This is a genomic window from Lentzea albidocapillata (assembly GCF_000719115.1).
GTDB lineage: Bacteria > Actinomycetota > Actinomycetes > Mycobacteriales > Pseudonocardiaceae > Lentzea > Lentzea albidocapillata.
On record NZ_JOEA01000124.1, the window covers coordinates 1 to 201 of the forward strand.

Annotated in this window: 1 protein-coding gene; it reads left to right on the forward strand. The window is 68.7% G+C overall.

All coding sequences use genetic code 11. From position 1 onward, the window contains the following. On the forward strand, positions 1-201 hold a 201-nt coding region (ssb, locus tag IG04_RS0142115; RefSeq protein WP_030482322.1), incomplete at both ends, for a single-stranded DNA-binding protein.

Below are 201 nucleotides of genomic sequence, written 5' to 3' on the forward strand. Positions count from 1 at the left end.
GGCGAGTGGAAGGACGGCGAAGCGCTGTTCCTGCGGTGCAACGTGTGGCGGCAGGTCGCCGAGAACGTGGCCGAGTCGCTCACCCGCGGTTCGCGAGTGGTGGTCTCCGGACGGCTGCGCCAGCGTTCCTTCGACACGAAGGAAGGCGAGAAGCGCACTGTCGTGGAGCTGGAGGTCGACGAGATCGGCCCCTCGCTGCGC